Raw genomic sequence first — 20,374 nt, 5'->3', positions numbered from 1 at the left:
GCGGAGCGCTCATTGCTCGCTTTCGCCGCCGGATGGCTCGCGGCGGTGACCAGCGACGAATTTCTCGGCCTGGTCGGCAACTAGGTGGTCGCGTTGCTTTTCACCTTTGGAGCGGCCGTATAGCACCCGGTTCTGTTCGGCGATCCGCACCTTTTCGTCCCGCGCCCTCTGCTTGCGGGCCTGGCGGAGATTGACGATGTCGGCCATGGCGTTAACTGCGGGCTTATTTCTTGCGGAAGGCGTCGAGCGAGACCACTTCGGCGCCCTTGGTGGCGGCGTCCGCCGCCGCGGGCTTCTTCTCCGCCTCGGCGGCAGCCTTCTTTTCGGCCTTGGGCTTTTTCTCGGAGACGATGGTCAGCGGCTCGGGTGTCGGTGTTGCCGGTTCTTCGTCGGGCTGAGCATCGGTCTTGACGTCGAATTCGAGCTCGAAATTGACCGAGGGATCGTAGAAGCCGCGCACGGCCGAGAACGGGATTTCAAGCTTCTCCGGCACGTCGGAGAAGGACAGGCCGACCTCGAAGCCGGTGTCGGTCACCTTCAGGTCCCAATATTGGAACTGGATGACGATGGTCATCTGCTCGGGATAGCGCTCGCGCAGACGCGATGACACGCGCACACCCGGTGCACCGGTCAGGAAGGTGATGAAGAAGTGGTGGTTGCCGGGGAGGCCGGTACGCGCGACTTCGGCCAGGACCTTGCGCATGACGCCGCGCAACGCCTCCTGGGCCAGAATGTCATAGCGAATGTGGTCGTCGGCCATGTGACGGTCGGGTTCCGTTGAATCGTCCGCATAGCTGTAATCAAGCTTTAGGGCGGCGTAAACCTGATATAGACCGCCACCGAACCGATACGAGGACTATTGCCAACGATTTGATCGCTCAGGCGCCGGCGAGCGCGGTCTGCTTTTCAACCGATACCGCGGAGCGGCGCTTGCCAAAGGCGCGCAGGAAGGTGCGAACGCCATTTGTCGCGGATTGCACCACTTCATCCTCGCGCGGCGAGCCGCCAAGCATGAAGGTCGTCTGCAGTTCGGCATTGACGAGGCCAAGGAACTGGCGTGCCGCCACATCGGGGTCCTCGATCGCGAGGTAACCGCCATAGGCGAGGCGGGCAAAGCGGGCGGCGATCGCCGGCCATGTCCTGCCCGGTCCCTGTTCGCGCCACTCTGCAAACAGTTCGGGATAGCGCTCACCTTCGGTCTGGATCAGCTTGCGCAGGAATTTTCCGTCACGGCTGCAGATGCAGTTCTGGTTCAAGCGAACGGCAAAGCCGATCAGATCCGCTTCGAGATCCTTGGGCTGATCGGGGAAGGTGGCGATGGTGGCGAAGATGCCGACATTGCAGCGTTCGGTCAGATCACGAACCACCGCGACGAACAATTTCTCCTTGTCACCATGATGATTGTAGATGGTCTGGCGCGAAACGCCGGCTTCGGCTGCGATCAGATCGATGTTGGCACCAGCGAACCCTTCGCGGCAAAACACGGCAGCTGCAGAATCGACGATCGACAGACGCTTGGCCTCATGGCCGCGTGGCGGGAAAGTGTCAGGAGAGACGTGCAGCTTCATAAAAATCTATATAGAGGTGATTGACGAATTAGACAAGACTGTCTAAATTTGTGGACATAAAATGAAGAGATTTCGCCCGCAGAGACGAACAAAATTCGCTCTTGAGGTGTCGGAATCTCATGGGATGGAACGTCCTAGGTTAGACGTCGCCCGCGGCGGCAACCAGTCTTGAAAGAAGCCCTTATCATGAGTCCCAAATTCCTCCGCATTGCGGTCGTGCTCGGCCTGTTGTCCGCCATCGGCCCGTTCGCCATCGACATGTATCTGCCCGCATTGCCGTCGATCGGCGCCGATCTCAACGCCGGCACCGCTGCCGTACAGATGAGCCTGTTGATCTTCTTCCTGTCGATGGGCTTCGGCCAGATTGTCGTCGGGCCAATCTCAGACATGGTCGGCCGCAAGCTGCCGCTTTATGGCGGCCTTGCGCTGTTCATGGTTGGCGGCATCGGGTCGGCCATGGCGCCCAACATCGAATGGCTGATCGCTTTCCGCTTCCTGCAGGGGCTTGGCGCCAGCGCCGGCATGGCGGTGCCGCGCGCCATCGTGCGCGACCTGCATACCGGCAACGAGGCCGCCAAGCTGATGTCCTTGCTGATGCTGGTGTTTTCGGTGTCGCCGATCCTGGCGCCGCTGACCGGCAGCCAGATCATCGAGAATTTCGGCTGGCGCGCCGTGTTCTGGACCGTGACGGGTGCGGCACTGCTGGCTACCATCCTTTTGGCAACCTCGCTCAAGGAGACGCGCCCGGCGGAAGAACGCGTCGGTTCCTCCTTCGGCACCGCGCTTGCCGGCTACCGCTTCCTGATGGGCGACCGCAACTTCCTTGGCCTTGTGGCGATCGCCGGCTTCGGCATTGCGAGCTTCTTCGTCTATCTGTCGAGCTCGTCCTTCATCCTGATCGATCACTACGGGCTGTCGCCTTCGGTCTACAGCGTGTTCTTCTCGATCAATGCGGTTGCCTTCATCGGCATGTCCCAGTTGACGGGATTGCTGGCCGAGCGGTTCGGGCTGCGGCGCGTGGTGCGCGTCGCGGTGACCGGCTATGCCACGACGATGGTGGTGCTGTTTGCAGTGATGGCGACCGGCATCGACCGGCTCGACGTGATGGCGGCACTGCTGTTCGTCGGCTACGGCTTCCTCGGTCTGGTCATCCCGACCACTTCGGTGTTGGCCATGGAAGAACATGGCGAGATCGCCGGCACGGCTTCGGCGCTGATGGGAACGCTGCATTTCGCCATCGGTGCCCTCGCAATGGGCGTTGCCGGGGTGTTCTTCGACGGTACGCCGCTGCCGATGGTGGCCGGCATCACGCTGTGCGCGGTGATTTCGTTCACGCTGGCCAAGGTCACGCTCGGCCGTTCGCGCGAAACGGTCGAGGCCCCGGCGGAATAGGCAAGCGCAAACGCATGAAAAAGGCCGGGTTCGTCCGGCCTTTTTCATGCCCGCAGGCCAGCTACGCCGTGGATGAAGCGGACACGCTCCTCAACCGGAAGCTGCCGTTGCGCGTGACGCAGAATTGAAGGAGGAGGGGAGAAGTGGAGGTTTCTGTTGCCAGGTACCTCCGAACCCCGCCTAGAAGTGCGAACCCCTAGGGCTTGAATTGAAGCTATCGCACCGCTTACGCGGCGAGACGTGCTTCCGCATAGTTGTCATTTGCAACTACAGGTTTAGCCCGATAACGGTGGTACTATGCCGGGCAAAAGTACGATCTTTACACCTTCGTCGATCCTATTTCGCCCCCAGCAAAAACCGCTCTGTCGCCAACAGCGGCTTTTGGTGGAGGCGCCGGGTACCGCCCCCGGGTCCGAACGGCTTATTTCATCGCCCATTTATCGCCATAGTCGGTCAAGCCGACAAACTGAATATAGGGGCCCATCGCGAGAAATGAAAGGCCGCAATGGCACTTTGTCCCGTGTCAAACCGCGTCTCCAAAGGGTTGACTTGGGCGCGGTCTCCACCGAAGCTTTGCTATGGTGAGGAGTTACCGACCTAGCGCACACGTTGCAGCAGCGCGCCACAACCCTCATCGATCGGATCCGTGGCGCCGACGAGGGGAATTTTGATGACCGACTATCTTGCAGACGTGAAGAAATACGACGTTGGCGCCAGTGCGGATGCGGTCGAAAAGATCGTAAAGCATCTGGGGATTGCGCTCAGGAACCGCGATTCCTCGCTGGTGTCCTGCACCGATCCGAAGGAACTCGAACGCGTCAGGACCAACTGGGTTGCCAAGAAGCTCGGCATCGCCGATGCCGGCAAGGCCGATGCAGCCATCGAAAAGACGTGCAAGGCAATGTCCGCCGACAACACCAAAAGCCGGGTGACTTTCTACTATCTGGTTGCGAAGGATTTGGGCAAGCTCGGCTCCCTCTAACGATCGCGCGTCAATTTGCGGAGGCTGGCGCGAGCCTTGCGCCAGCCGATGATGTTGTTGGGGACTGGCGACCTTCGGGCAGGATTTGCGCTGCTTTCTGGTGTTCGGCCGCCTGTCCGTCAGCTATGATGGCTGGACAACCGAATCGAGCCGGAACCGATGCGCCAGTATCTCGACCTCCTGCAGCACGTGCTGGATAACGGTGCCGATCGCGGCGACCGTACCGGCACCGGAACGCGCTCCGTCTTCGGCTATCAGATGCGTTTCGATCTGGCGCGCGGTTTTCCCGTCACCACCACCAAGAAGCTGCATCTCAAGTCGATCATCCATGAACTTCTGTGGTTCCTGGCCGGCGACACCAACATCAAATACCTGACCGACCATGGCGTTTCGATCTGGGACGAATGGGCCGACGAGAATGGCGACCTCGGCCCCGTCTACGGCAAGCAATGGCGCTCCTGGCCGGACGGCCATGGTGGCTCAATCGACCAGATTGCAAACCTTCTCAAGGAGATACGCAAAAACCCTCAATCGCGGCGGCTGATCGTTTCGGCATGGAATCCAGCCGAGGTGGAAGCGATGGCGTTGCCGCCCTGTCACTGCCTGTTCCAGTTCTACGTCTCGGAAGGGCGGCTTTCCTGCCAGCTTTATCAACGGTCGGCCGATATCTTCCTGGGCGTACCTTTCAACATCGCTTCCTACGCCTTGCTGACGCTTATGGTGGCGCAAGTGACCGGGCTGAAGCCCGGCGATTTCGTCCATACGCTTGGTGACGCGCACCTCTATTCCAACCATTTCGAGCAGGCGCGCGAACAGCTGCGGCGCACGCCGAGGGCGTTGCCGACGATGTGGATCAATCCGGAGGTGAAGGACCTGTTTGCCTTCCGCTTCGAGGATTTCCGGCTGGAAAACTACGCCGCCGACGCGTCGATCAAGGCGCCGATCGCGGTCTAAAACCCCTGCGCTTTACTCAACCCTGAAATCAGGCGCCGATCAGTCGATGCTGGCCATCACGTCCGACGCGTTGTCCACCGACGGGCTCTTTGGTGATCGAGCGGTGACGATGGCGCCGCCAATGTCGATCCCGGGATGCGAAGTGGTGCTGCCGGGCCTTCCCTTGTTATATTCATGCGGATATATCGGTGGGCAGGCTTCGAGCAGATCGGATTCGAACCAGGGAGAACTTTCCATGACGCGCAAAGGTTTTGGACCGAGGGTGATCGCCATCGGCGGTCTTTCGGCGACGTTGATGGCAGTTCCGGCAGCACATGCGGAAGACAAGGTGATGGTGTTTGCCGCGGCCAGCCTCAAGGACGCGCTCGATGCGGTGAACAGGGCCTGCGAGGCCGATGTCGGCGAGGCCGCGACGGTCTCCTATGCCGCAAGCTCGGCGCTTGCCAAGCAGATCGAGAGCGGGGCACCAGCCGACGTCTTCATCTCAGCCGACCTCGACTGGATGAAATATCTCTCCGACAAGAAGCTGACCAAGCCGGACACCGAAGTAAAGCTGCTCGGCAACGAGATCGTGCTGGTGGCGCCGAAGGGCTCGGCGGTTGAAACCAAGATCGAGAAAGGTTTTGACCTCGCCAAGCTGATCGGCGACGGCAGGCTCGCCATGGGCGACGTCAAAGCGGTGCCGGCCGGTAAGTACGGCAAGGCCGCGCTCGAATCGCTCGGCGTCTGGTCCTCGGTCGAGGGCAAGGTGGCGCAGGCCGAGAATGTGCGCGCGGCGCTCAAGCTGGTTTCAACAGGTGAGGCAGCCCTCGGCATCGTCTATGCCACCGACGCGCACGCCGAAAAGGGCGTCAAGGTGGTAGGCACCTTCCCGGGGGATTCGCATCCGCCGATCATCTATCCGGTTGCCCAGATCGCCGATTCGAAGGACAAGGATGCGCCGGCTTTCCTGAAATGCCTGCAGTCGCCGAAGGCCGGTAGGCTGTTCAAGGATCAGGGTTTTACCGTGCTCGCACCGAGCAACTGAGTTTCCAAGGGGCTTCATCTCGCAATATGAACTGGCTGCTGGACCTCACTCCCGACGAATGGAATGCGATCCGGCTGTCGATCAAGGTGGCAACGGTGGCGATGCTCGCCAGCCTGCCGCCAGGCATATTGATCGCGCTGCTGCTTGCTCGAGGACAGTTCTGGGGCAAGACCCTGGTCAACGGGCTGGTGCATCTGCCGCTGATCCTGCCGCCCGTGGTGACCGGCTATCTGCTGCTGCTGACCTTTGGCCGGCGCGGGCCGGCCGGCGCCTTCTTGGCCGACCATTTCGGCATTGTTTTCTCCTTTCGCTGGACGGGTGCGGCACTGGCTTGCGGCGTCATGGGCTTTCCCCTGATGGTGCGGGCGATCCGGCTGTCGATCGAGGCGGTGGACCGCAAGATGGAGGCGGCGGCGGGAACGCTCGGCGCCAACCCTCCCTGGGTCTTCGCAACCATTACTTTGCCGCTGATCCTGCCTGGGCTGATCGCCGGCGCGATCCTGTCCTTCGCCAAGGCGATGGGCGAGTTCGGCGCGACCATCACCTTTGTCTCCAACATTCCCAACGAGACGCAGACGTTGCCGTCGGCGATCTACACCTTTACGCAGGTGCCGGGTGGCGATGAAGGGGCGCTGCGGCTGACGCTGATTTCCATCGTCATTTCCATGGCCGCTCTGGTGGCTTCGGAAGTGCTGGCGCGGCGTGTCGGCCGGCGGATGGACATCGAATGAGCGTTCTCGTCGATATCGGCCATCGGCTGGGCGGCTTTGCCATCGACGCCCGCTTCGAAAGCGCCGGACGGCTGACGGCACTGTTCGGACCGTCGGGGTCGGGCAAGACGACGCTGATCAACATGATCGCCGGGCTGATCCGGCCCGACAAGGCACGCATCGAGGTCGACGGCCGCGTGCTGGTCGATACCAATGCTGGCCTTTTCGTGCCGAAGCACAAGCGCCGCATCGGCGTGGTTTTCCAGGATGCGCGGCTGTTTCCGCATATGAGTGTTGCCGGCAATCTGCGTTACGGCCGCTGGTTCACGCCGCCAGCGGAGCGCTATGCCGATATGGATGCCGTCGTTGATCTGCTTGGCATCGGCCCGCTCATGGAAAGGCGACCGGCAAAGCTCTCGGGCGGCGAGAAGCAGCGTGTGGCAATCGGCCGGGCGCTGCTTGCCAGCCCTGGATTGCTGCTCATGGACGAGCCGCTGGCCTCGCTCGACGAGGCGCGCAAGGCTGAGATCCTGCCCTATATCGAACGGCTGCGCGACGAGACGAAAATCCCGATCGTCTATGTCAGCCACTCGGTCGCCGAGGTGGCGCGGCTGGCAAGCGACGTGGTGATGCTGGCGCAAGGCCATGTCATCGCCAGCGGTCCGACCGAGGCAGTCATGCAAAGGCTCGACCTGTTGCCGGCGGAAGAACGCGGCGAGGGGGGCGCCGTGCTGGACACCAGGGTGCTGCGTCACGACGAGACTTTCGGCATGACCGTGCTCGGATCGGCGGCTGGTGAGATCCGTGTGCCACGGCTGGCGATGAAGGCGGGGGCGGCTGTGCGCATCCGCATACGCGCCCGCGATGTGATGATCGCCACCGAACATCCGGCAGGGCTCAGCGCGCTCAACATCCTGCCGGGAACCATTACCGCGATAAGCTCCGGCGAGAGCCCGGCGGTCGACGTCGGCATCGACTGCAACGGCGCAACCGTGCTTGCCCGCATCACCGAACAGTCGCGGCGGACGCTGAAGCTTCATCTCGGAGGCAAGGTTTTCGCGGTGGTCAAGACGGTGAGCTTCGACCGGGCCAGCACCAGCGCCGGCCTGCCCGGTGAGGCGGACGGATGATCGTCGCTATGTCTTTTTGGAATAGCGGTTTCGCCGGGAAGTCTCTAGTATGGGATTGGGCGTGACTGCGGAGGAGAAAAAATGCCGTCGTTGAGCTTGCGGATAAATCTCGATCCAGACGGGCGCATCGGACCGGGCAAGATCGAACTCCTGGAGCAGATCGCCGCCTTCGGCTCGATCTCGGCCGCCGCACGCGGCATGGAAATGTCCTACAAGCACGCTTGGGACCTGGTGGAGGACATGAACCGGGTATTCGGCAAGCCACTGGTGGCGGCACAGACCGGTGGCCGCAAGGGCGGCGGCGCGCAACTGACGGGCGCGGGGCTCGCCGTGGTCAGCCGCTTCCGCGCCATCGAGCGTGCGGCTTCTGCCGCTGCAGCCACACATATGGAGGCGTTACAGGCGGAGATCGATGCTGGCTGAGTGGAGGGCAGTAGGCAGTAGGCAGTAGGCAGTAGGCAGTAGGCAGTAGGGACTAGTCCTGTTCACTAGGCTTGCGAAGCAGATATGTGTCCATGATCCAGCCCTTTTTCCGGCGGGCTTCTTCGCGGGTTCTCTCAATCTCGGCGCCGACGTCACCGAGTCGGCCAGAGATGAGAATCTCGTCCGGCGTGCCGAGATAGGCGCCCCAATGGATGACAGCGTCCTTGTCTTCCAGGGTGTTGAAGGCGCATTTGCCGTCGAGCAGGACGATGGTGCTGCCGGCATTGTCGGCCAAGCCTTCCTGCGTCAGGCGCCGGCCGGTGGTGATGAGGACGGAATCGCCGATCCGGTTCAGCGCCATTTTATGGCTGGCGGCAAGCGCCTGAATGGCGGTGATGCCGGGTATTACCTCAAGCTCGAACGCCACGTTACCCCGCAAGCGCACCCGCTCGAGGATGCGCAAGGCGCTGTCATAGAGCGAGGGATCGCCCCAGATCAGAAAGGCGCCGCAGCCATCCCCGGCAATCTCGTCGCCGATCAGGTCCTCGTAGATCGAGGCGATGGCTTCATGCCAGTCATCGACCGTCGAGCGATAGGAGGGGGCCGGCCCATCTTCTATTGGCAGGTCGCGCACCGGCACCTCGAATTCGACGCGGCGTGACTTCGGGTTGGCGACGAAGCGGTCACAGATCTGGCGGCGCAGGTCGGCGAGCTCGTTCTTTTTCGCGCCCTTGTCGGGAATGAACAGCACGTCCGCCTGGTTCAGGCCTGATATGGCCTGCACGGTCATGTGGTCGGGATTGCCGGCGCCGATGCCGATAACGAGAAGCTTGCGCATGGAGCGAACTCCTGCCCGATCGGAACCTGTTAGTCCAGACCGCTTGGGCTTACCCGCGGATACGGAAGGGCTTTGAAACGCCACGGTGAAACGGCTAGGGTCTGTAAGCATTCCAGCCGAGGAGGCTTTCATGTTGCGATATGTTCTGACCGCCGCGCTGGCCCTGCTGGCTGCGCCCGCATTCGCCAATGATTCAGTTGCCGAACTTGGCACTGGCGGCCTGATCCTGTCGCGCAGCGATGCGGTGGCGATGCAAAGCGAGGATCTTTTCATCTCGCCGGAAAAGGTGACGGTCGACTACGTCTTCCACAACAACACCGATCGGGATGTCGACGCGATCGTTGCCTTCCCGATGCCCGACATCGAAGGCGACCCCGAAGAGAGGCCGGCACTGCCCAACGATCAGAGCGACAATTTCCTCGGCTTTGAGGTGACGATCGATGGCGCGCCGGCAAAGCCGCAGCTCGAGCAGAAGGTGTTCGCGCTCGGGATCGACATCAGCGCCGATCTGAAGGCGCAGAACGTGCCGTTTTATCCTTTCGGCGACGCGGCGAAGGCGGCGCTGGCCAAGCTGCCTCAAGCGGTTACCGATGACTGGGTCAACCGCGGCATCATCATCGAGGACACCGGCGGCGACGGTACGGAGGCGAAGAAGGTCTACACGCCATTCTGGCAATTGCGTTCGACCTATTGGTGGCGCTCAACCTTTCCGGCCAGCAAGGACGTCCACGTTTCCCACCGTTACAAGCCGAGCGTGGGCGGCACCTCTTCGGTCAGCTTTTTCTACGACGGCAAGTTCCAGGGGCAGTACGCGACCTACAAGACGCGCTACTGCATGGACGACACATTCGAGAACGCGGTGCGCAAGGCGGCCAAGGACGACGCCGACGGCTATTCAAAGTATTATGAAAATCGGATCGCCTATATCCTGACCACAGGCGGCAACTGGGCAGCGGGTTCGATCGGCAAGTTCAAACTGACGGTCGACAAGGGCAATCCGAGGGCCCTGGTCTCGTTCTGCGGCGACAATGTCAAAAAGGTCGGGCCGACGACATTCGAGATGACGGCGGATGATTTCGATCCAGAGCACGACATCGACATCCTTCTGCTCGAACCGTCGGATCGCAATGATGGGAACGCCAACTGATGCATGTCGCAATATACGTTGCCATTGCCGAGAACGGCGTGATCGGGCGAGACGGCGGGTTGCCCTGGCGGCTTTCCACCGATCTCAAGCGCTTCAAGGCCGATACGATGGGCAAACCCATCATCATGGGTCGCAAGACCTATGAAGGCATCGGCCGGCCGCTGCCGGGCAGGTTGAACATCGTGGTCACCCGCGACAAGGCCTGGCGCGCCGACGGCGTCGAGGTCGCGCACTCGCTCGAAGCCGCGATCCAGCTGGCAACGGTGCGCGGCCGCTGCATGGCCGGGGTGGACGAGGTCTGTGTCATCGGCGGCGGCGAAATCTATGGCCAGGCGCTGCTGCTGGCCGACCGGCTGCATGTCACCCATATACTGGCAACGGTCGACGGCGATGCGCATTTCCCGCCGATCGACCCGGATTCCTGGCGCGTCGTCAGCTCCCAGGACGTTCCAGCCGGGGAAAAGGACAGCCACGCGACGCGCTATTCGGTTTACGAGCGCCGGCGCGCGAGACTTTGAATGACAAAAAGGGCATCGAAGGAAGACAAAGGGTCGCGACCGGACCAAATCGGACGAACTGGCAGCGCATCGCGTTGAAAGCGCCTCGCGGCGTCCCTATAGAAGAACATACTGGATTTTGCGCCGAAATGCCGGCGCTTGAGGGAATTCCAAGCGAAAGGACATTTATGCCCTGGAACGATAAAAGTGGCGGTGGCGGCGGCCCATGGGGCGGCGGCGGCAATCAAGGACCCTGGGGGCAGGGACCAAAGGGACCGAGCGGCCCGCAGGGCTCGCCTCCCGATCTTGAAGACATCATCCGCCGCGGCCAGGACCGGCTGCGGCGCGCCCTGCCGGGTGGCGGCGGCGCAAGCCCGGCTATCTTCGCACTGATCGCGGCGGCACTCGTGGTGCTGTGGGCCTTCAAGGCGGTTTACACCGTGCAGCCCGACGAGGTCGCGGTCGAACTGCGCTTCGGTAAGCCGAAGGCCGAGCTGTCGCAGCCGGGCCTGCATTTCCATTGGTGGCCGCTCGAAACGGTCGAGACGGCCAAGATCTCCGAGCAACTCGTCGATATCGGCGGCGGTGGCGCGACGAGTGGCAACACCTCCGGGCTGATGCTCACCGGCGACCAGAACATCGTCAACGTGCAGTTCTCGGTGGCCTATCAGGTCTCCGACCCGAGGTCGTATCTGTTCGACGTGTCCGACCCCGACGGAATGCTGCGGCAGGTCGCCGAAAGCGCCATGCGCGAAGCCGTCGGCCGCCGGCCGGCGCAGGACATCTTCCGCGACGACCGCCAGGGCATCGCCGCCTCGGTGCGTGAAATCATCCAGACGACGCTGGACGGCTACAAGGCCGGTCTCAACGTCAATGCCGTCTCGATCGAGGATGCGGCTCCGCCACGCGAAGTCGCCGATGCGTTCGACGAGGTGCAGCGCGCCGAGCAGGACGAAGACAAGTTTGTCGAGCAGGCCAACCAATATTCCAACCAGAAGCTCGGCCAGGCGCGCGGCGAAGCCGCACAGGTCCGCGAAGACGCGGCCGCCTACAAGAACCGGGTCGTGCAAGAGGCTGAAGGTGAGGCACAGCGCTTCATCTCGGTCTATGACGAATATGCCAAGGCGCCCGACGTGACGCGCAGGCGCCTCTACCTGGAAACCATGGAGAGGGTTCTGAAGGATTCTAGCAAGGTGATCGTCGAGCAGGGCAACGGCCAAGGTGTCGTTCCCTATCTGCCACTGCCGGCATTGCAGCCGAAGGCGCAGGCACCGGCCGCGCCTGGTGGCGTTACGGGAGGTAACCAATGATGGCCAACCGTCTTCCCGTCATCGTCGTCGCAGCGGCCGTCATCCTGTTCCTGCTCTATTCGTCGGTCTTCGTGGTCAATGCGCGCCAGCAGGCGCTTGTGCTCAGGTTCGGCGAGATCGTCGACGTCAAAAGCGAGCCCGGCATCTACTTCAAGGCGCCGTTCTCGTTCTTCGACGCCGATACGGTGCAACTGATCGAGAACCGGGTGCTGCGCTTTGATCTCGACAACATTCGTGTCCAGGTGTCGGGCGGCAAGTTCTATGAGGTCGACGCCTTCATCGCCTACCGCATCTCGGATCCGCGCGTCTTCCGCTCCGCCGTGTCCGGTCAGATCGAACTGGCCGAAGCGCGACTGAGGACGCGTCTCGACGCTGCCTTGCGCCGCGTCTACGGTCTGCGCGATTTCGAGGCCGCGCTCTCCGAACAGCGTGCCGTGATGATGCGCGAAGTCCGCGATCAGCTTAGGCCAGACGCGACGTCGCTCGGCCTGCAGATAGAGGATGTCCGCATTCGTCGCACCGATCTCACCGCCGAGGTTTCGCAACAAACCTACGACCGCATGAAGGCGGAACGTCTGGCTGAGGCTGCGCGGCTGAGGGCGCGGGGCAATGAAGCGGCACAGCGCATCACGGCCCGCGCCGATCGCGAAGTGGTCGAGATCGTTGCCGAAGCTCAGAAAGAGTCGGAGATCCTGCGCGGCGAGGGCGAAGCCCAGCGCAGTGCCACCTTCGCGGGAGCGTATCAGCGCGATCCGGCGTTCTTCGACTTCTACCGGTCGATGAACGCATATGGAACGGCGCTGGACAACACCGGGACGACGATGGTGCTGTCGCCGAGTTCGGAGTTCTTCCGCTTCTTCCGCGATCCAGACGGCAAGGAGGCGCCGGCGAAGCCGGGGTCGGCTGCGCCAACCGCGCCGGCAACGGCACCTGCCGCCCCGGCGGTACAGCCCAGTACCGGCCAGTAGCGGCCGGTGCAGGATTTTCTCGCCGCCATCGGCCTCGTCCTTGTCATAGAGGGTCTGGTCTATGGCGGCTTTCCCGGCCTTGCCAGGAGGCTTGCAACCGAAGTGCTGTCGCTGCCCGAGAATGCGTTGCGGATTGCCGGGCTGGCTGCGATCGCCATCGGCGTCGGGATCGTCTGGCTGGTGCGAGGCATATGAGGCCGGTGAGCTTCGGTTTTCGGGATACTGGTTTCGATCCGCGATACGAGCCTCGATCCCGGGGATAACGGATGATTTATCCTCTGCCGATAGTCATAGCCGCAAACGTGCCGTATTTTTTGCCAACATGGCGCGACGCGGCGTTTTCGTCGAAGCGCTTTTCTTTTCAGGAATACCGGGAGGCTTCTCGATGACATCCAACATAATTTTGCGCGCGGCACGGCGGACGTTCATCGCGGGCGCTGCGGCACTTCTTGTCAGCGCCGTCGCTGTCCCGTCCTTCGTGACACCGACATTTGCCGCTGACGGACCTGCTTCGGTCGCCGATCTGGCGCAAGGCCTGCTCGGCGCGGTGGTCAACATCTCGACCTCGCAGACGGTGAAGGGTACCGAAGGTCCGGGTGCCGTGCCGATGCCGCAGCTGCCAGAGGGTTCGCCCTTCCAGGACTTCTTCGACGATTTCTTCAAGAACCGCGGCGGCGACAAGGACAATAGCGGGCAGAAAGTGCAGTCGCTGGGCTCCGGGTTCGTCGTCGATGCCGAGCAAGGCATCGTCGTCACCAACAACCACGTGATCGCCGACGCCGACGACATCGAAGTCAATTTCTCCGACGGCATTACCTTGAAGGCAACGCTGGTCGGCACCGACACCAAGACAGATGTCGCGGTGCTGAAGGTCGATCCGAAAGGACACAAGCTGACGGCGGTGAAGTTTGGCGATTCCACCAAGATGCGTGTCGGCGACTGGGTGATGGCGATCGGCAATCCGTTCGGCCTCGGCGGCACTGTGACGGTCGGTATCGTCTCGGCCCGCAACCGCGATATCAATTCCGGCCCCTATGACGACTTCATCCAGACCGATGCCGCGATCAATCGCGGCAATTCCGGCGGCCCGCTGTTCAACAGCGCCGGCGAGGTCATAGGCATCAACACCGCCATCATTTCGCCGTCCGGCGGCTCGATCGGCATCGGCTTCTCCATTCCCTCGCAGCTCGCCTCGGGCGTGGTCGACCAGTTGCGCCAGTTCGGCGAGACGCGGCGCGGTTGGCTCGGCGTGCGTATCCAGCCGGTGACCGACGACATCGCCGAGAGCCTCGGCATGGTGACTGCCAAGGGCGCGCTGGTTGCCGGCGTCATCAAGGGTGGTCCGGTCGACAATGGCACAGTTCAGGCCGGCGACGTCATCCTGAAATTCGACGGCAAGGACATTCATGAAATGCGCGATCTGCCGCGCGTCGTCGCCGAAAGCCCGGTCGGCAAGGCGGTCGACGTGCTGATTGTGCGCAAGGGCGTCGAGCAGACCGTGAAAGTGACGCTCGGGCGGCTCGAGGACGGCGAAAAGCTCGCCAGCGGCGAACAGGGTGGCAACACCGATCAGGACAAGAGTGAAAAGGCCCCGGCCGTTTCCACGGCCTCGGTGCTCGGGATGACGGTCGGCGAACTGAACGACGAGACGCGCAAGAAGTTCAGCATTGCGGGCGATGTTTCCGGCGTCGTCATCACCGACGTCACCAAGGACTCTGCTGCCGCCGAACGCGGTATCCAGCCGGGCGAAGTGATTACCGAGATCGCACAGGAATCGGTCGCCACGCCCAAGGATGTTATGGACCGGATCGGCGCCTTGAAGGAACAGGGACGCAAGAATGCGCTCTTGATGCTGGCGTCGAAGACCGGCGAGCTCAGGTTCGTCACGATCCGGATGGACTGAAGTCCGGAAGGATCCGGCAGAATTCTCATCTAGAATGGAAGGGCGGCTAGCGGGCCGCCCTTTTTCTTCTTTGCTCCCAAGCGGCGCGGGAGAGCCGGTAGAACACATGTCGCTTGAGCGCGGGCTGGCTGGCGGGAATGCCGGGGTGGTCGAAGTCGGCGGACGGGTCGGCAGTCATGCCGAGGCGCTCCATGACGGCTGTGGAGCGGCGGTTGTTCCCGACGGCAAAGGAGACGATCTCGCCAAGGCCGAGCGTTTCGAAGCCGTAGTCCAGCCAGGCTTCCGAGGCCTCAGTGACATAGCCCTTGCCCCAGAATTCAGGCGCCAGCCGCCAGCCGATCTCGATGGTACCCGCTGGCAGGAACGGCATATGGTCGGTTCCGGTGATGCCGACAAAGCCGATGCACTCACCGGTGGTGATGATCTCGGCGGCGGCAAAGCCATAGCCGTCGCGGTCGATCACGCCTCGCCACTCGTCCATCTTGGCATCCGTGGCGGCGCGGTCGTGGCGGAACGGAAAGAATTCCATCACCTGTTCGTCGGAGTTGATCCGGTGGAACAGTTCACGGTCGCGATCCTCCCAGTTGCGCAGGATCAGGCGCTCGGTACGCATTGGTTTCATTGCACAAACTCTTCCTGCCTGTAGCCTTGCAAATAGAGCAATGCGGTCAGATCGCCATGGTCGATGCGAACCTTTGCCTGTGCCGCCACCGTCGGCTTGGCATGAAGCGCAACACCGGTGCCGGCCAGGCGGATCATGTCGAGATCATTGGCGCCGTCGCCGACGGCGATGACGTCAAAGGGCGTCAGACCAAGGCGCGCTGAAATTTCGATCAGCGCTTCGGCCTTGGCGGCGCGGCCGAGGATCGGTTCACCGACCAGCCCGGTGAAGCGGCCATCCTGTTCGAGCAGGCGGTTGGCGCGGTTCTCGTGGAAGCCAAGCATGGCCGCGATTCGCGTCGTGAAGACCTCGAAGCCGCCGGACACGAGTGCCGTCCAGGCGCCGTTGGCGCGCATGGTCTGAACCAGCGCGCGGCCGCCTGAGGCCAGCGTCAGACGATTGGCGACGATGCGGTCGACCACGGCGGCGTCGAGGGCTTTCAGCAGTGCCACTCGCTCGCGCAGAGCCGGTTCGAAAGCGATCTCGCCGTTCATCGATCGCGCGGTGATGGTGGCGACACGATCCTTGACGCCGATCTCGTCGGCCAGCTCGTCGATGCATTCCTGGTCGATCATGGTTGAGTCCATGTCGGCCATGAGGATCTTTTTGCGGCGGGTCTCGGCCTGCTGGACGATTACGTCGACCGCCTCGGTGGCGAGTGCCGTGCGCAAGGCGGCACTCGTGTCGGCGGCGTCAGCAATCTCAGGCAGCACAAGATCGCAGGCAATTCCTTCGGCAAGCCAGACAACAGCGCTTGCGCCGACTGACCGTGACGCCATATTCGCAAGCGACAGCGACAAGGCGCGGTCAGCGGGATGGGAAACAAGCGTGGCGATGAGCGGCATGGAACATTCCGGCGAACATGCGGACGAGGGCCGCGTGAAGAACGCGATCCTGATAGCCGGGCCGACCGCCAGCGGCAAGTCGGCGCTGGCGCTCGATCTGGCCGAGCGCAAGGACGGCGTGATCGTCAATGCCGATTCCATGCAAGGCTATTCGGTGCTCGATGTGCTGACCGCTCGGCCAGAGGCGGCCGACCTCGCCCGCGCGCCGCATTTTCTCTACGGCCATGTCCACCCGGCCACAGCCTATTCCACCGGCGCATGGCTGCGCGACGTGATGAAGCTGATCGACGACGGTGCGCTTTCCGAACGGCCCGCAATTTTTGTCGGCGGTACCGGGCTCTACTTCCGTGCGTTGGCCGAGGGCATTTCGGAAATGCCCGATATTCCGCAGCGGGTTCGGGACCGGTGGCGCTACGAACTGAAGGAGCAGGGCGCCGTCAAGCTGCACAGCCTGCTGCTGCGCGAGGATTCGGCGGCCGCCATGATGCTCAAGCCAACCGATAGCCAGCGCATCGTGCGGGCATTGGAGGTGCTCGACGCATCGGGCCGTTCGATCCGGGAATGGCAGGCAGAACGCGGCCAGCCACTCATCGACAGGGAGACCGCGCATTTCTTCGTCATCGAGCCGGACAGGGCGGCGCTGGTCGACCGCATCGAAAAGCGCTTCGACCAGATGCTGGACAAGGGCGCGCTGGACGAAGTCAAACGACTATCGGCGCTTGGCCTCGACCCCCAATTGCCGGCGATGAAGGCGATCGGCGTTCGTGAACTGCAGGCCGCGATGGCGGGAGAGATTGGCTTTCCCGAGGCGATCGAACGCGCCAAGATCGCCACCAGGCAATATTCCAAGCGGCAAACGACCTGGTTCAGGCATCAACTGGGGCCGGAATGGCTGAGATTGCGCCCCGGTGATGATCTGGAAACCACGATCTGATTGGCTGTTTCAATTGCAACCTAAAAAGTTTATCTGCAAGGATAGGTTCTCGTTGCGGTTGTCCCAATTAACCCTCCGTAAGCCCTCCCATGCCATAAGGTCAGTGGGGTACTTTTCCAGCGGGGAGCAGATGCGTTTCCACAAGGCGGAATCAGCATTTTTCGTCTTTATCTTCGTGATCCTGGCCGCCGGCCTGGTGACGCTGCATGCCTATGGCCTTCTGCAATCCTTCGCCACCGAGTTGCATACGGCTTCGGGTCTGAACAAGGTCATTTATCTCAACAAGCTTTTGTTCGCGACCGGTGTGCTTTTGGCCACCGCGCTGTTCTTCGGCATTTTCTTCATCTACCCGCTGATCCGAAAACAGGCGACAGAAGAAGGCAAGCTACGTGCGATGACGGTCTCGCTCAGCGCGCGCTCGGAAACTTTCGAGCATGCGGCGCTGACCGACGGCCTGACCGGCATGCAGAACCGGCGCTATTTCGATGACGCGCTGAAGGAGTATCTCGAGGAGTTCCGGCGCATCGAAAAACCAGTCGGGCTGATGATCCTGGATCTCGATCATTTCAAGCAGGTCAACGATACTCACGGCCATGATGTCGGCGACGAGGTGCTCAAGGCCGTCGCGAACTGTCTCAAGGATATGACACGCTACCACGACGTGGTGGCGCGTTTGGGTGGCGAGGAGTTCGCCGTGGTCACGCCCAACATGGATGCCGACCTTCTGGGCAAGTTTGCCGAGCGGATCCGCAAGGCGATCGCCAACATGTCGGTGCTGTCGGGCAATGTCCGCCTCAAGATCACCACCAGCGTTGGGCTTGCCGTCTGGGACCGCAACGAAACGGCGGAGGAGTTCTATCGCCGGGCAGACCGCCAGCTCTATGAGGCGAAGAGGCAAGGCCGCAACCGCGTCTGCGCCTAAAATCCCGAAGAAGAATTCATGAGGCCGGTCGCCTGACGCGACCTTCTCGACTTCCGGTGCTCACGGACTAAATGTCCGTTCCGCTCCGGCTTCTCAAAAGCCACATCATGCAACTCGGCCTGATGAATTCTCTTTCGGGATTTACCCAGGCATGCCAACGAAGCTGAGCCCTGGAACCTTGGCGCCGTTCTCACTCAACCGGCAGAACAGCAGAGCCCGCAGGCTCAGTCGTTTTGCGGGCGCAGGCCGAAGGTCGCGGGCTTGAGACCGTAGCGCATGTCGAAATCGTCGTCCGATGGCGCGCGAGTGGCGGGTGGCTTGCGGTAGTCGGGATCGCCCGCCTGGCGGCCTGAATCGACGACTTCCGCGAAGGCCATCGCCTGCTGCGTTGGTTTCGGCACGTTGCGCAGTCGTTCGACGATTGCCACCAGATCGACATCGTCGCCTGACTTCGAAGAGGCGGCCTGTTCGCGCTTGGCCGTGCCCGGGAGCAGCTCGCTCGGCAGTTTTTCGAACTTCAGCCGCATGGTCGTCGCCACGCCTTCGCCGAATGCGATGGCTTCGCGCTGGCCCATGGAGGACAAGAAGGCAAGCGTCGAGGCAGAGGAGTCGGCAATCGCCGAACGGATGATCGCCTGGTCCTGCTCATTGGCAAGCCGCATGGCGAAGAAGGTCGAGCATTGCGACAGGATGGTCGGGTCGAGCTCGCCCGGGCGCTGGGTGACGACGCCAAGATAGCAGCCATATTTGCGGCCTTCCTTGGCGATGCGCGACAGCGCGTGCCTGGTCGGCGCGAAGCCGAGGCGCGGATCGGCCGGCATGTAGCGGTGCGCTTCTTCGCACAAAAACAGAAGCTGCAGCTTGCCTTCGCTCCACAAAGCGAGATCGAAGGCCAGGCGCGCCAGAACCGAGCAGACGGAATTGACCACTTCGGACGGCATGCCGGCCATCTCGAAGCAGGTCACCGGGCGGCCATGATGCGGCACGCGGAAGATGTTGCCGATCGTTTCGTGAATGGTGTCCTCGATCAGGCGCGAGTTGAACATGAAGCGGTAGCGTGGGTCGGCCGCCGCCGATTCGATGCGAGTCTTCAGCGATCTGAGCGTCGGGCGATCGGCCTTGCTTTCGAGCATGCCCATCCGCTCGTCGATCTGCTTGAGGAGGTCGGCGATCCGGTAAGGCACCGGCGTATCGGCGGTCAGCGCATCGTTGCCGCGCCGCAGATAGGCGCCGGAATTCGGATTGCGGTAAAGGTTCTTGGCGGCCGGGATGAGGTCGCGCAACGCGTCGATTTCTTCCGGCTCCGTCTCGCGGCCACGGAACAGCACCTCGGCGAATTCCTCCAGCGTGAACATCCAGAACGGAAGATCCAAGGTTTTGGAATCGACCCTGACACAATATTCGGGCAGCGACGCCGCGAACTCATTGTGCGGGTCGAGGATCAGGATGCGCAGGTCGGGTCGCGCCGCGATCGATTTGCGCAGCAGCAGCGAGACGGCGGTGGACTTGCCGACACCGGTGGTGCCGACAATGGCGAAGTGACGCGCCAGCGTATCGTCGATGGCGATGTTGGCGGCAATCGCTTCGTCCTGCGCGAGCGTACCGATGGTGATCGAATGACGCCCGGCGAGGTCATAGACAGCCTGCAGGTCACGGGTGCGGATGCGGTGCGCGACGGCGCCGATATGTGGGTAGGTGGTAATGCCACGGTCGAAGACCGGCTTGCCGCCGGGCTCTGCTGCATCACGTACTTCGCCGATCAGCTCGATGCTGACCTCGATGGCGTTCTGGCCCTCATTGCTCCAGGCGCGATCCGACTTGCCGATCCCGTAGACCAGGCCGACGGTTCGCGTGGGCCCGAGATTGATGGAAATCATCTTGCCGACCGTCCACAGGCCGGTCACCGCGCCGTCGACATCGTCCGCATAGGCGCTGATGGTGGCGCGTGCGCCGTCGCACTGCACGACATTGCCCAGGATGCGCCTGTCGTTCTGCTCGGCGTCGCGGCGCTCCTGCGATGTCGGTTCTCCAACAGAAGCTGCGCGTTCGACATACATGGACAGGCCAATCCCCATTTCCCCTGGAGCATCGAGCCTACAGGAATGGGGTTAAGGCCCGATGAGGTCGGATGGTGTAGAGAGGCTTAATGGCGGCATGAAAATT

23 protein-coding genes and 1 other RNA gene are annotated in these 20,374 nt (G+C 62.2%); 15 read left to right on the top strand and 9 right to left on the bottom strand.

Annotation, left to right across the window (positions count from 1 at the left end; all coding sequences use genetic code 11):
• Positions 1-9 precede the first annotated feature (9 nt).
• The 3 genes from NKJ90_RS20260 to NKJ90_RS20250 form a co-directional block, all read right to left on the bottom strand.
• Positions 10-207, bottom strand: a complete 198-nt coding sequence (locus NKJ90_RS20260) for a DUF4169 family protein (RefSeq protein ID WP_023757061.1) — start codon at positions 205-207, stop codon at positions 10-12.
• A gap of 16 nt (positions 208-223) precedes the next feature.
• On the bottom strand, positions 224-760 hold the full coding sequence (locus NKJ90_RS20255) for an SspB family protein (protein WP_023757062.1): 537 nt from the start codon (positions 758-760) through the stop codon (positions 224-226).
• A 118-nt stretch (positions 761-878) separates the two neighbouring features.
• Entirely contained in the window at positions 879-1,568 is a 690-nt protein-coding gene (locus NKJ90_RS20250; RefSeq protein WP_023757063.1) for a TetR/AcrR family transcriptional regulator, read from the bottom strand.
• Positions 1,569-1,754: 186 nt separating this feature from the next.
• Between NKJ90_RS20250 and NKJ90_RS20245 the strand changes: the two genes are divergently transcribed.
• Positions 1,755-2,960: a multidrug effflux MFS transporter gene (locus NKJ90_RS20245; protein WP_023757064.1), complete on the top strand. Its 1,206-nt coding sequence runs from the start codon at positions 1,755-1,757 to the stop codon at positions 2,958-2,960.
• A gap of 142 nt (positions 2,961-3,102) precedes the next feature.
• Here the strand turns inward: NKJ90_RS20245 and ssrA are convergent.
• Positions 3,103-3,462: a transfer-messenger RNA gene (gene ssrA, locus NKJ90_RS20240) on the bottom strand.
• Between the two features lie 168 nt (positions 3,463-3,630).
• Here ssrA and NKJ90_RS20235 point away from each other — a divergent pair.
• Entirely contained in the window at positions 3,631-3,942 is a 312-nt protein-coding gene (locus tag NKJ90_RS20235) for a DUF2853 family protein (RefSeq protein WP_023757066.1), read from the top strand.
• Positions 3,943-4,101: 159 nt separating this feature from the next.
• Positions 4,102-4,896 carry a thymidylate synthase gene (locus tag NKJ90_RS20230; protein WP_023757067.1) on the top strand — a complete coding sequence of 265 codons (795 nt, stop codon included), beginning with the start codon at positions 4,102-4,104 and terminating at the stop codon, positions 4,894-4,896.
• Positions 4,897-4,935: 39 nt separating this feature from the next.
• On the opposite strand, the gene NKJ90_RS20225 is transcribed toward NKJ90_RS20230, so the two are convergent.
• Positions 4,936-5,169, bottom strand: a complete 234-nt coding sequence (locus NKJ90_RS20225; RefSeq protein WP_156938472.1) for a hypothetical protein — start codon at positions 5,167-5,169, stop codon at positions 4,936-4,938.
• Here NKJ90_RS20225 and modA point away from each other — a divergent pair.
• The 4 genes from modA (at position 5,132) to NKJ90_RS20205 (ending at position 8,186) form a co-directional block, all read left to right on the top strand.
• On the top strand, positions 5,132-5,923 hold the full coding sequence (gene modA / locus NKJ90_RS20220) for a molybdate ABC transporter substrate-binding protein (RefSeq protein WP_023757069.1): 792 nt from the start codon (positions 5,132-5,134) through the stop codon (positions 5,921-5,923). The two genes, NKJ90_RS20225 and modA, sit on opposite strands and share 38 nt — an antisense overlap.
• Positions 5,924-5,949: 26 nt before the next feature.
• On the top strand, positions 5,950-6,654 hold the full coding sequence (gene modB, locus NKJ90_RS20215; RefSeq protein ID WP_023757070.1) for a molybdate ABC transporter permease subunit: 705 nt from the start codon (positions 5,950-5,952) through the stop codon (positions 6,652-6,654).
• Positions 6,651-7,763 carry a molybdenum ABC transporter ATP-binding protein gene (gene modC, locus NKJ90_RS20210; protein ID WP_352486653.1) on the top strand — a complete coding sequence of 371 codons (1,113 nt, stop codon included), beginning with the start codon at positions 6,651-6,653 and terminating at the stop codon, positions 7,761-7,763. Before modB ends, modC begins: the two co-directional genes overlap by 4 nt.
• A gap of 81 nt (positions 7,764-7,844) precedes the next feature.
• Positions 7,845-8,186, top strand: a complete 342-nt coding sequence (locus tag NKJ90_RS20205; protein WP_023757072.1) for a winged helix-turn-helix domain-containing protein — start codon at positions 7,845-7,847, stop codon at positions 8,184-8,186.
• 52 nt (positions 8,187-8,238) lie between these two features.
• Here NKJ90_RS20205 and cobF read toward each other — a convergent pair whose 3' ends face one another.
• Entirely contained in the window at positions 8,239-9,024 is a 786-nt protein-coding gene (gene cobF, locus NKJ90_RS20200) for a precorrin-6A synthase (deacetylating) (RefSeq protein ID WP_023757073.1), read from the bottom strand.
• 130 nt (positions 9,025-9,154) lie between these two features.
• Here cobF and NKJ90_RS20195 point away from each other — a divergent pair, with 130 nt between their 5' ends.
• The 6 genes from NKJ90_RS20195 (at position 9,155) to NKJ90_RS20170 (ending at position 14,849) form a co-directional block, all read left to right on the top strand.
• Entirely contained in the window at positions 9,155-10,171 is a 1,017-nt protein-coding gene (locus NKJ90_RS20195; RefSeq protein WP_023757074.1) for a DUF4424 domain-containing protein, read from the top strand.
• Positions 10,171-10,689, top strand: a complete 519-nt coding sequence (locus tag NKJ90_RS20190; protein ID WP_023757075.1) for a dihydrofolate reductase — start codon at positions 10,171-10,173, stop codon at positions 10,687-10,689. Before NKJ90_RS20195 ends, NKJ90_RS20190 begins: the two co-directional genes overlap by 1 nt.
• Before the next feature lie 167 nt (positions 10,690-10,856).
• Positions 10,857-11,978, top strand: a complete 1,122-nt coding sequence (gene hflK, locus NKJ90_RS20185) for an FtsH protease activity modulator HflK (RefSeq protein WP_023757076.1) — start codon at positions 10,857-10,859, stop codon at positions 11,976-11,978.
• Complete coding sequence (hflC, locus tag NKJ90_RS20180; RefSeq protein WP_023757077.1) at positions 11,978-12,946, top strand: protease modulator HflC; 969 nt, start codon at positions 11,978-11,980, stop codon at positions 12,944-12,946. The genes hflK and hflC overlap by 1 nt, the downstream gene beginning before the upstream one ends.
• Before the next feature lie 6 nt (positions 12,947-12,952).
• Complete coding sequence (locus NKJ90_RS20175; RefSeq protein ID WP_023757078.1) at positions 12,953-13,141, top strand: DUF2065 domain-containing protein; 189 nt, start codon at positions 12,953-12,955, stop codon at positions 13,139-13,141.
• Positions 13,142-13,331: 190 nt separating this feature from the next.
• Positions 13,332-14,849: a DegQ family serine endoprotease gene (locus NKJ90_RS20170; protein WP_023757079.1), complete on the top strand. Its 1,518-nt coding sequence runs from the start codon at positions 13,332-13,334 to the stop codon at positions 14,847-14,849.
• A 46-nt stretch (positions 14,850-14,895) separates the two neighbouring features.
• On the opposite strand, the gene NKJ90_RS20165 is transcribed toward NKJ90_RS20170, so the two are convergent.
• Both NKJ90_RS20165 and serB read right to left on the bottom strand, forming a co-directional pair.
• A complete protein-coding gene (locus NKJ90_RS20165) occupies positions 14,896-15,471 on the bottom strand; it encodes a GNAT family N-acetyltransferase (protein ID WP_023757080.1) in 576 nt (191 codons plus the stop codon).
• On the bottom strand, positions 15,468-16,355 hold the full coding sequence (gene serB / locus NKJ90_RS20160) for a phosphoserine phosphatase SerB (RefSeq protein WP_023757081.1): 888 nt from the start codon (positions 16,353-16,355) through the stop codon (positions 15,468-15,470). The genes NKJ90_RS20165 and serB overlap by 4 nt, the downstream gene beginning before the upstream one ends.
• On the opposite strand from serB, the gene miaA reads away from it, so the two are divergent.
• Both miaA and NKJ90_RS20150 read left to right on the top strand, forming a co-directional pair.
• Entirely contained in the window at positions 16,345-17,289 is a 945-nt protein-coding gene (gene miaA / locus NKJ90_RS20155) for a tRNA (adenosine(37)-N6)-dimethylallyltransferase MiaA (protein WP_352486649.1), read from the top strand. The two genes, serB and miaA, sit on opposite strands and share 11 nt — an antisense overlap.
• A 130-nt stretch (positions 17,290-17,419) precedes the next feature.
• Positions 17,420-18,211 carry a GGDEF domain-containing protein gene (locus NKJ90_RS20150; RefSeq protein ID WP_023757082.1) on the top strand — a complete coding sequence of 264 codons (792 nt, stop codon included), beginning with the start codon at positions 17,420-17,422 and terminating at the stop codon, positions 18,209-18,211.
• 224 nt (positions 18,212-18,435) lie between these two features.
• On the opposite strand, the gene NKJ90_RS20145 is transcribed toward NKJ90_RS20150, so the two are convergent.
• Positions 18,436-20,268 (bottom strand): ATP-binding protein, encoded by a 1,833-nt coding sequence (locus tag NKJ90_RS20145; protein ID WP_023757083.1) that lies wholly within the window; start codon positions 20,266-20,268, stop codon positions 18,436-18,438.
• Between the last annotated feature and the right edge of the window lie 106 nt (positions 20,269-20,374).

It is taken from the genome of Mesorhizobium sp. M0051, assembly GCF_040323235.1.
Taxonomy (GTDB): Bacteria; Pseudomonadota; Alphaproteobacteria; order Rhizobiales; family Rhizobiaceae; genus Mesorhizobium.
This window is presented reverse-complemented; position numbering and strand designations above follow the sequence as displayed.